Origin of the sequence: Butyrivibrio proteoclasticus, from assembly GCF_900115735.1 — a bacterium.
In the GTDB taxonomy this organism is placed as follows: Bacteria; Bacillota; Clostridia; order Lachnospirales; family Lachnospiraceae; genus Butyrivibrio; species Butyrivibrio proteoclasticus_B.
In genome coordinates, this window is sequence record NZ_FOXO01000011.1 from 115,643 (window position 1) to 127,237 (window position 11,595).

Sequence of the window (11,595 nt, forward strand, 5' to 3'; positions counted from 1 at the left end):
TTATGAATACAAATTTATCTAAAAAGAAAAAGATTTTTTTACTGGTTGATTTTTTGATGATAATACTTTTGGTTTTTTTAGACCAGTTTACAAAATATCTGGCAGTTATTCATTTGGAAGATAAGCCTGCAATTAATATCGTTAAAGGTGTATTAGAACTTAACTTCTTAAAAAACAGTGGCGCTGCATTTGGTCTTTTGCAGAATCAAAAAGTTTTCTTTATCCTGGTTGCTGTAATGATACTTTTTATTATAGCTTATGTGCTTTTCAGGATGCCGGATGATAAAAAATACAATATTATGCACATCTTGCTCGTATTGATAGCCAGTGGTGCTGCAGGGAACATGATTGACAGAGTTCGCAACGATTATGTTGTTGATTTCATCTATTTTGTTATCATTAATTTTCCGATATTTAACGTAGCAGATATATATGTTACTGTTGCAACGTTTTTGTTTGTGATTCTCTTTCTTTTTTACTACAAAGAGAATGATTTCAATTTCCTTAGCTTTAATCAGCAAAAGAAATTCAGGGAAAAATAATGGATACTGCAAACAAATTATTTGAATATGTTGTAAGTGATGAATATGAGGGGTTAAGAATAGATAAGCTTTTATCTGAGCTTAGCCCTTCTTTTTCTCGCACTTACATAAAAAAACTTATAGATGATAAAAAGGTCTTTTGCAATGGTAAAAATGTAAAGGCCAGTTTTTCCATATCCGAAAATGATTATATAAAAATGGAGATACCACCTGCTGAGATTCCTGAAATATTACCACAGGATATTCCGCTGGATATACTCTATGAAGATAATGATGTGCTGGTTGTTAATAAGCCCAAAGATATGGTTGTACATCCTGCTGCAGGTCATTACAAAGATACACTTGTAAATGCTGTTATGTATCACTGCCATGATAATTTATCAGGTATTAATGGCGTTATGCGACCTGGAATTGTTCACAGGATAGATAAAGATACTACCGGTTCAGTTATTATCTGTAAAAATGATAATGCCCATCAGAATATTGCTTTACAGCTAAAAGAACATTCAATAAACAGGGTTTATCACGCTATATGCTACGGCGTTATCAAAGAGGATGAGGGAACAATCAAAACGCTTATTGGCAGAAGTCCCAGTGATAGAAAAAAGATGGCTGTAGTTACAAATGGCGGCAAAGAAGCAATTACTCATTTTCGTGTTTTGAAGCGATTTGAGGAAGACAATATGACTTATATAGAATGCAGGCTTGAAACAGGAAGAACCCATCAAATTCGTGTTCACATGTCTTATATAGGACATCCTCTTTTGGGCGATGAAGTATATGCGGGAAACAGAAAAAGCAGATTCAAATTAGATGGTCAATGTCTGCATGCAAAAACTCTTGGTTTTATACATCCTACAACAGAAGAGTATATAGAAACGGATGCGCCGCTACCTGAGTATTTTTCACATTTGCTCAATGTTCTTAAATAAGGTAAAATAAGAAAAAGGGGAAAGGGGTGATGATTTTATGAATACTATAATCACTATTGGAAGACAATTCGGATCAGGCGGAAGAGAAATAGGAGAAATGGTTGCAAATCATTTCGGGATTAAGTGTTATGACAAGGAGCTTCTTTCTAGAGCGGCAAAAGAGAGTGGCTTTTGTGAGGAGATGATTCAGAATCATGATGAGCGTCCTACAAATTCTTTTCTTTATAACCTTGTAATGGACACATATTCATTTGGATATAATTCTTCAAGTTTTGTTGATATGCCAATCAGCCATAAAGTATTTTTGGCGCAGTTTGATACTATCAAAAAGATTGCTCAGGAAGGTCCTTGCGTTATTGTTGGTAGATGTGCAGATTATGCATTGTCTGATTTTCCAAATGTTCTTAATCTTTTTATCACGGCTGATGAAGAGTGCAAGATAAAGCGTATTAAAGAGCGCTTTGAGGACATCACAACAGATGATAAGGCAAAAGATATGATGAATAAAAAGGATAAACAACGTCAAAGTTATTATAATTATTATTCATCCAAAAAATGGGGCAGAGCTGACAGCTATGACCTTTGCATCAACTCAAGCATTCTCGGTATCGATGGTACCGTGAAATTTATTACTCAGTATATTGAAGACTATGAGCTTTCCAAGAAACTTTGATTCACCTATAGAAGGCCTGGCTTAATTGTCAGGCCTTTCATGGAGGATTAGCCATGTGGAAGCGTGCGCAGGAAAGATTTAGAACACGAAGCCTGATTGCTACACTCATTCTTATGCTGATCGTGTTCCTGTATTCTACTGTCTACGTTGTCTATGTAAAAAATTATACTAGAGACCAAAGTTATTTAGAACTAAAAAAATCCACCGATGAAGCCATTAGTTCCATCGAGGGTGAGTTTCGTGCGGACCGTAATATGTTACGGCTTATTTCTAAAATCATCTCCGAGTCCGGAGAATCGTTACATTCCCTAGGTGTTACCAGATATTTAAATATCTATTATGTCAATTCAAATATTTCAGAAGCGGCTATTCTTACGTCCCAAAATGAAGTAATCAGAATTTCAGGAAAAGATATTGATGCAACAGGAATACTGGATTTTGACTTAGTGCTTGAAAAAGGAGAACATATTTCCACGCTTCAACGAGATCTTGAAATACCATCACTTCTTGATATAAGAAGCTTTGTTCCCATAAGAAAAGAAGACAAAACAATAGCATTTATCTATGGTACAACAACACCCTCAAGTATTATTGATGCATGGGCTCCTGAAGTTTATGGAGGGCATGGCATTATATCCATCATAGAAAGAGATACAGGAAAGTTCCTTATAGATGGCCAAAACCGTGTCAATACCTTTTTTGATGAATCAACTCTAAAACTCCTTGCAATAAGTACAGGGAAAACTCTTGATGAGAATATAAAAAATGGAAAAAGTGGCTATGCTATTGCCCGGGACTATTCGACAAATGAAATAATGTATTATTGCTATCTGCCAATGACAATAGCTAATTGGGAGATGGTTCTTAGCGTTCCTGAAAAATATGTGTTTGAGGCAGTAAGGCCAATGCATATAGGCTTATACCTGCTTATTGCCGCAGAGGCTATTTCTCTTATTATTTATTTCTTTTACATTATCCATATTACTACCGGATCCCTTAAAGGTATGGAAAGAAGAGCCAATATGGATGCTCTTACAGGCCTTCAGAATAGAAACAGGTATGAATATTTTTGCCAGCATCTTCAACAGGGAACTGATGGAATGGCTTGTATTTACTTTGACGTAAATGGTCTTCATGAGTTAAATAATACACAAGGTCATGTTGCAGGCGATAATATGCTAAAAACCATAGCATCCATTATCAGCGCAGAATTTGGCGAAAATAACACCTACAGGATTGGCGGCGACGAATTTGTTGCATTCAGGTATGAGAGGGATGAGCAGGCTGTAAGAAAGGACCTTAGAAGGGTTCTTGATGATATTGAAAAAGAAAATTATCATGTTGCAAGTGGCCTTGCCATGGCAACACCTGATAAGAAACTTTTAACAATAATTAAACTTGCTGAGGAGGAAATGTATAGGAATAAAGAGATCTATTACAAATCAATAGGAAAGGAGATGCGAGGATGAGGCGTTTTTCTCAAAAATGCATACTTTTTTTCCTGTGTTTTGTGATGACTTTTTTGACCGGTTGCTATGGCAAACTTCCTGATCTTGAAAATCATACGCTTGAAGATGCTTACGACAACGAGGCAGTTGTATTTAGAACAATTTATTCCTCAGAGGTTGTTAATCTAAACTATCTTGTAACCAGTTCCGCTGTTGATACAGCAATCTGTGCCAATGTTATAGATGCTCTTGTTGACTATGACACAAAGGGCAATATTATCCCCGGACTTGCTGAGAGCTGGGAGTCTAATGATGATTTTACTGAATGGACTTTTCATTTAAGGAAAGGGATAAAATGGGTCGACTACAATGGCAATTATTATGCTGATGTTGTAGCTGATGATTTTGTATGCGCTGCAGAATATGTTAATAATGCCGCCAATGATACAGATTGCCAATACATGTATTCGACAGGGGCTGTAGTTTTAAATGCTCAGAAATACTATGATTTTACATCATATGTCTTAAAACCGGATGACTATGAAGAAATACCGGAAAAAATTATTCCCTCAGATATTGGCGTTATCGCAGAAGATGATAAGACTTTGAAATACATCCTGGAAAAACCATGTCCATTTTTTACAAGTGTTTTATCCTACACAACGTATCTTCCGGTTTGTCGAAAATACCTTAATGAAATCGGAAGTGTCTTTGCTACGGACAATGAGTTTCTTCTTTATAACGGAGCTTATATACTCCATTATTTTAATCCGCTTGAGAAACAGATATTTGTAAAAAATCCCACCTATTGGGATAAGAAAAACGTTTATATTGACAGAATTGAAAATTATTACGATGCAGATGCCCTGTCAATAGGACCGGAGCAATATATGAATGGCTCTGTTGATAAGGCAATCATAAGTCCTGATCATCTTGATGAGTATATGAGTAACCCTAAATATGCAGAGAATATTCACAGGTCAAGACCGGATAGCTCTTTTTCATATTTTTATTCTTTTAATTTTGAGCCATTATTTGATAAAAGATATGAACCTGATAACTGGAAAAAAGCTGTAGAAAACTTGAGTTTTAGAAAAGCTGTCATGTCTTCCATAGACAGGGTAAGTATTTTAAAGCTCTATGAACCATACGATCCGGAAATTCTTCTAAATAACACGATCACTCCTAAAGGATCTAATTCTTTTAACGGAAAAGATTATACATCTTATGGGAAACTTGCGTATCACGCAGGAAATGACTCTTTTGACCCTAAAAAAGCAAGAATTTACAGAGATCTGGCGAGGCTTGAACTTACGCCAAAGGGGGCGACTTTTCCAATAAAAATGCTTATGCCATACAATCCTTCAACAGAAGGGGGGAAGCAGGAAGCATATATGATGGAGGAACAGATAGAATCGACTTTGGGTAAGGATTTTATCGATGTTATAGTAACTCCCGGGAGCGATATGGGGTTTTTACTATCAGTTCGCATGGCAGGTAAATATGCTTTTATGAAATGCCGATGGGGCGCGGATTATGAGGACCCTCAAACCTGGACAGAGCCCTTTGAAGATGATGGAGACTACACATTCTGGCAGCTTTCAGATAATTCAGAGATAAAAAAGATACATAAGAAGTGGCGGGAGCAGATTGATCTTGCTTCTTCAATTACTGACGATAATGACAGGAGGTTTACTGAGTTTGCAGAGGCAGAAAACATTATAATCAGCAATGCGATTGTAGTACCATTTTCTATAATGAATGGTGATGGATATATCATGTCAAAGCTAAACGAGTTCGAAGGTGAGTACTCATCCTATGGTATGGCGAGGCAGCGATATAAATACTACAAAAAGCATGAAAAATCAATGAATTTGGAAGAATATGATAAAGAATATGCAGAATGGATTGAATGATATTTTCATGGTATGGAATATATTATGAAATATTATTGCGTAATTTATTCTATTTAATATAAATTTAATTGGTTGGCTATAAATTAGATGCTAATCTGAAGTTGTAAATACGGAATGTATATTCATTTGTAACACTCTTTTGCATAGAAAGGATTCTGTGCTTTTTGATTCTTCAAGGAGGAAAAACTATGGCAGCAAGTATTAGTAATAATGTCAGTCAAATGTACCGTAACGTCGCAAATGCCACCAAGACAGCAAAAATAACAGGCAAAAGCGATGTAAAATCTGCAGATAAATCCAAAGGTATTAGTAATAAAGATTCAATATTTGGAACAGGTGTTGGTAACAGTGCCACAGTTTCTTTTTCTCCGGAAGCTGAGATGTATGGCAAGGTTGTTGATCTGCTTCAAAAGAAATATGAAAATGCTGATGTATTCGTAGCAGGACCTGATGATGATCTTTCGCAGATAGGCGGAGACCTTGAATATAGCATTATTCTATCCGAAGATGAAATGAAACTTCTGGCTTCTGATGATGAAAAAGATAAAGAGGCGAAGGATAAGCTTTTGGGGAAAATTGATGATGCAATGAATAAAATCAGCGATATGAGCCAGAAAATCAGCGAAAATACTAATGAAAAAGATTCAATTTCTAATTTCGGGATAAGTATTGGCAAAGACGGAAAGCTTAATTTCTTTGCCGACATAAATGGTAATTCATATAGTAATAATTCTTTGGATGAAATAATAAAATCACTTGTGACTGATAAGACAAAAGCATGATCTGTATATTGAAAAAAAGGGCATAGAAATGCTCTTTTTTTTATAGTTTTTTAATAATTTGAGTATCACAATTTAACGTATTATTAGTATAGAGTAAATTATTTTAGGGGAAAAACATGCAGGGACTTTCAAGAAATAAACAGCGAGAAGCATTTATTATTTCAGTAATATATCTTTTACTGGTAATTGTTATAGGATATCTGGTTCATTTGAGGGGAATAAAGGATCTTGTTGATATTTACCTTATCAATATCGGTATAGATGCATTTGGAATGTTGATAGGTTACGTTTTATACATCTGCTGCCTGGTGGATGTGCAAAAAACAGGTGCTAACCTAAAACATTTATTGTCACTTATTAATGTTGCATATCTTGGCCTTTTTACAGATGCCTGTGCATGGCTTCTTGATGGCGTTCCCGGATTAAGAATATTAAATATTGTTGATAATACATTTTATTATCTCTGTGCTCCGGTTGAAGCTTATTTTTTCTGGCTTTATACAATGACCTATTTAAAGGTCAACAATGGCATAGTCAAAAATCTTGGTATTATTACAAAAATCGGCTTATATATTGCTGTAGGTATGAGAATTTTAAATCTCTTTACAGGTATTTATTTTACAGTCGATGAAATGGGGATATACCACAGAAGCGCTTATTACCCATTATCAATGATATATGCTTTCTTTACTGCATTTTCAGCTCTTGTGGCTGTTATTATTGAAAGAAAGCAGCTTGAAAGATACCAGATTTATACGTTTTTTGTATATGTGCTTGCACCTGTTTCCATGGGAATATTTACCTTAGGTGTGTATGGACTTTCGCCAACAGCGGCAACAGTAATGCTGACAATTCTTCTCATGTACTGCATATTAAATGTTTCCCAGGGGCTTGCAAAAGCTATCGCAGACAGAGATCTTGCTCTTGCATCGTCAATTCAGGAAAATGTACTCCCTAAAATTTTTCCATTCAGGCCTGATAGAAAAGAGTTTGATCTTTATGCCTCAATGAATCCTGCTAAGGAAGTAGGCGGTGATTTCTATGATTTCTTTATGGTGGACGATAATCATATCGCCCTGGTTATGGCTGATGTTTCAGGAAAAGGAATACCTGCTGCACTTTTCATGATGGTTGCAAAGACTCTGATCAAGAACAGAGTCCTTGCGGGAGACGGACCTGCGAAAGCTTTAATTAATGTGAATGAACAGCTTTGTGAAGGCAATTCTGCTGAGTTATTTGTAACAGTATGGCTTGCAATTCTTGATCTTTCAACAGGAAAGGGAACAGCAGTTAATGCAGGCCACGAGCATCCTGCATTTAAGGAAAAGAATGGTGATTATGAGCTTGTTGTATATAAACATTCTCCGGCAGTTGCAACAATTGAAGGTATAAGATACAAGGAACATGATTTTGAACTTAATCCTGGAGATACTATTTTTGTATATACTGATGGCGTTACAGAAGCCACCAATATAAACAATGAGCTTTTTGGTGAAGAGAGACTTATTAAAGCCCTTAACTCAGATAAAGATGCAGACCCACAGCAGGTTCTTTCAAATGTGAAAAGTCATATTCAGGATTTCGTAAAAGATGCAGATCAGTTTGATGATATAACTATGCTTTGCCTTAAGTATAATGGTCCGGCATAATGACATCTTGAATCAAAGATTCAAGATACAAGCAAATAGGCCATTCCAAAGCGACTTCGTCGCATGGCCTATTTGCCACCTAAATCATATTCTCACGAAACCCGCAGTAAATGCGTGTTTCTGTAATTTCATCTAAGATGTCATATTTTTTTATCATTTTTTTCTCATATGTGATAGCTTTTTACCCGATAATATCTTTAGAAGTGTGTTGATTTTTATTGCTTTCTATGGAGATTATTTATGGGTAAAAAGCTAAAGAGTATTTTCGTATTTTTATTATCCACAGTAATGATATTGACATCACCTATAATTATAAGTGTCAATTCATTTACTTCTTATGCTGCCGGTGTAACAGAACTTGATCAGTTACAAAAGCAGAATCCAGTTGGTACAATCCTTACTTCAGATTCTTTCCCGGGATTTAAGATTCTTTATGATGGTAAAGAAAAATATGAAGTAAAAAATGGAATAAACAAAGTTTCTCTTAAAATAACGGTTATTGATGAAATACTCGCTAAGAGAAGTGTTCCATTTCTCAAATTCTTTTTTGGTGCATTTAATATTGAAATAAAAACAGGGAAGACTTTAGTACTTAATGCTTCATTTAAGGGCGTTTCAAATGAAACATATAAAGAATATAATTCCTTAGCGCATAATAGTAATGATAAGGAATCAGAAAATGCTTTTGAAAGCGCGACACAAATTCTTATAAGCTTATTTGGTGTTCTTGCAGATGAAAAAGAATACCATGCTTTTGATGAAGCAACTAATGAATCTTCAAGCAATATAAATGAAATTCCTAAAAAAGAAAATGTAACTCCTAAGAACGCGTCCGAAGTTCCCAAAAATGTAAACGATACTGTAAAAGAAGAAAGTAAAGAAAATGGTGAAGAAGATTCTGACGACGATAGTGAAGAAGATTTTGACAACGATAGTGAAGAAGATTCTGATGATAGTACAACAGAAGAAACAGATGAGGACGATTCCTATGCAAGAACAGTTATGATTTTCCTAAATGGAACCGATCTTGAAAGTTGTAATCATCGTGGTTCAAAAAACATGTTGGATCTTTTGAGAGCTAATCTTCCGGATAACACAAAGGTTTTTATAACTACCGGTGGTACATTGACCTGGCATATGGCAGATGCCGATTATTATAAAGAATACGCTAAAGATTTGCTTTATCCTAACATACAAAATTTAAGTGATGCCCAAAAGAAAGAAGTTGACAGATATGCCAATGAACTCTATGAAGACTATGCAACAGAAATATCTCAGGATATACAGATATATGAAGTAATTAAAGCAAATGGTAATGATAATGTGAATTCACTTTCTTTACTTGATACTTTTACTGATATGTATTTCCTTGAAACGACTTACCTTACATATTTTATAGACTATGTTACTGCTATTAGTAATTCAGAGTTTTATGATCTTATTTTTTGGGACCATGGAAGTGGTATAGAAGGATATGGCGTTGATGAAATTTATAAACAAGATCTAAATGATCATATTACAGAAAAAAGAGAGGATATTGGCTTTTCTCTGGCTCAGTTGATGACTTCTATTGAAAACACTGATCTGATAAAAAATGGTAATAAATTTGATTTCATAGGATTTGATGCTTGCCAGATGGCAACAATAGAAGTTGCAGGTGCTCTTCATAATTATGCTGATTATCTTATTCTTTCACAGGAAAATATACCCGGAGAGGGATGGGATTATAATGCATTCGTTAATTCGATTGGTGATAATCCTGACATTAATACCATTGATCTGGGATGTGACATTGTTGATTCATTTATGGATCAATACAAAGACTATGAAGGTAATACAACTCTATCACTTATTGACTGTTCAAAGCTTGATGGAGTAAATGAGTCTCTTTCAAGTTTTGCGTATGCTTTGATAGATGAGATCAAAGACATTAACGGTTATGAAAATGTAATAGCAACAATTGGAAAAGAAGGCGATTATGGTATAAAAAAGGGTTTTAAAAATGAATGCCTTTTGGACATAGTAAAGCTTTGTTCTAATTTAATTGAGTCTGGTGATATAACCGATAATCTAAAGAATAAATGTACAGATCTGATAAATTCAATTGAAGGTAAGGCAGTTATATACACTAAGGGAAAAGATACTGATGCCGGAAATTGTGGCCTTAGTATAAATTTTCCAACACAACCATTTTCAAAAGCTTATGGAGGAGTAGATAAAGAAGGAAAAGAAAGGAATTACTATCAAAGCAGAGCAGAAGCAGTTGATTCAGTTTATGCAGATATTAATGCAAATGAAGTCTATATGAAGGCCTATGCTCAGTTAGCATTAACTACTATCGCCGCCTATGCTGTAGGAGATCTTTGGACGAATAGTAATTCTTATACAACTGATGACATAATCAATATTCTTGAAGATAAGGATTCAGTATATGATGCGGAAGGCCTGATTGAAAGAGCAGGAGTTGATTTTGGGCAAGACCAGGATTTAAGAGGAAAGATTGATTATTTCTTGGAAAACCGTGTACGCAAGGATGAAATCGCAGTTGAGATAGATGATGAGCAACAAACAGCAACTATAACAATTACCGATGTTGATCCTGTTGTTATTGATGAGACTGTAAATGTGCAGGTAGCTCTCACAATTGATGGAACAGATCATTTTATTGGACAAACACCTCTCTTTTCAGAAGACGCTACGAAAGACGAAGAAGGAAAAACCGTTGATCTGACAGTCGCTCCTTTTGATCAAAAATGGTATACCATAAATGATCAGATAACAAGTTTTTATTTGACTGATGTTGTTGATGAAAACGGTGTGATTACATACTATGGATATATACCATTATCAGTGTGGAACGATGCAAAAGACGTTCAGACTCCTGAAGGATATGATTCAAGAGACGCATATTTTAAAGAAGCTGCATCAGATTCTAAAGTAAAAACTGTATTTATAAATGTATCTTCAACCAACGAAAACGAATACTCATTTGATTCATATCAAAATGCAGATAATGGATCAATAGGTCCATACAGTAATATCAGTGAAATAGAAGGGCATTATGCAGAGCTTTTGAGTGGAGCAGAAAGTATTGTTAACAATGCAGGCGATGATCAGATTCATTCTATAGGAACCATATTCTTTGATAATGAGGCCACTTTAAAACTACAAACTGTTGCTGACCTATCACCTATATATACAGTAAGTGATTCTTATGGCAATGAGTATGAAATATGTAAAGATAATTATGGTAATGACATTCTTGATAAATTTGTCCAAGAAGTTGATTTATATGAGACAAGTTATGAGAATAGTAACTGAAACTTCGCACATTAAAAAGTGCTCTAGAACCTTGAAAATTCAATAAAAACTGGCAACAAAAAAGGCGATAAGCCTCTAAAATTGGTATAATTTAAGTACCACCAAAAATTAACCATAAGGAGACCAACGCCTTGTCTAAGATTATATCACAGAATGAACTCGATACTAAGCAGATAACAGATTCAATCAAGATTTTCTTCAATAAATTTCATGTTTCTGCGATATTGAAATCATCTAATGTAAAAAAGCTGAAAGGTGAATCTCCTTCAAACATCTTGATGTATGCGTTTTCTCTCGTATTTCGAAACAAGTCCATGTATATGGATATGTTG

8 protein-coding genes and 1 pseudogene are annotated in these 11,595 nt (G+C 34.9%); all 9 read left to right on the top strand.

Annotation, left to right across the window (positions count from 1 at the left end; all coding sequences use genetic code 11):
* The first annotated feature begins 2 nt into the window (after positions 1-2).
* Complete coding sequence (gene lspA, locus BM146_RS08795; protein ID WP_074887483.1) at positions 3-542, top strand: signal peptidase II; 540 nt, start codon at positions 3-5, stop codon at positions 540-542.
* Entirely contained in the window at positions 542-1,474 is a 933-nt protein-coding gene (locus tag BM146_RS08800; RefSeq protein WP_074887441.1) for an RluA family pseudouridine synthase, read from the top strand. Before lspA ends, BM146_RS08800 begins: the two co-directional genes overlap by 1 nt.
* 37 nt (positions 1,475-1,511) lie before the next feature.
* Positions 1,512-2,147, top strand: a complete 636-nt coding sequence (locus tag BM146_RS08805) for a cytidylate kinase-like family protein (RefSeq protein WP_074887444.1) — start codon at positions 1,512-1,514, stop codon at positions 2,145-2,147.
* 53 nt (positions 2,148-2,200) lie between these two features.
* Entirely contained in the window at positions 2,201-3,616 is a 1,416-nt protein-coding gene (locus BM146_RS08810; protein ID WP_074887448.1) for a GGDEF domain-containing protein, read from the top strand.
* Positions 3,617-3,660: 44 nt separating this feature from the next.
* Entirely contained in the window at positions 3,661-5,511 is a 1,851-nt protein-coding gene (locus BM146_RS08815) for an ABC transporter substrate-binding protein (protein ID WP_242949372.1), read from the top strand.
* Positions 5,512-5,699: 188 nt separating this feature from the next.
* Positions 5,700-6,293, top strand: a complete 594-nt coding sequence (locus BM146_RS08820) for a DUF6033 family protein (protein WP_074887454.1) — start codon at positions 5,700-5,702, stop codon at positions 6,291-6,293.
* A gap of 116 nt (positions 6,294-6,409) precedes the next feature.
* Positions 6,410-7,942, top strand: coding sequence for a PP2C family protein-serine/threonine phosphatase (locus BM146_RS08825; protein ID WP_074887458.1), 1,533 nt, complete (start codon positions 6,410-6,412; stop codon positions 7,940-7,942).
* Between the two features lie 240 nt (positions 7,943-8,182).
* Positions 8,183-11,263, top strand: a complete 3,081-nt coding sequence (locus tag BM146_RS08830; RefSeq protein ID WP_074887461.1) for a clostripain-related cysteine peptidase — start codon at positions 8,183-8,185, stop codon at positions 11,261-11,263.
* Between the two features lie 131 nt (positions 11,264-11,394).
* Positions 11,395-11,595: pseudogene (locus tag BM146_RS08835) on the top strand (IS4 family transposase); the annotation flags it as partial.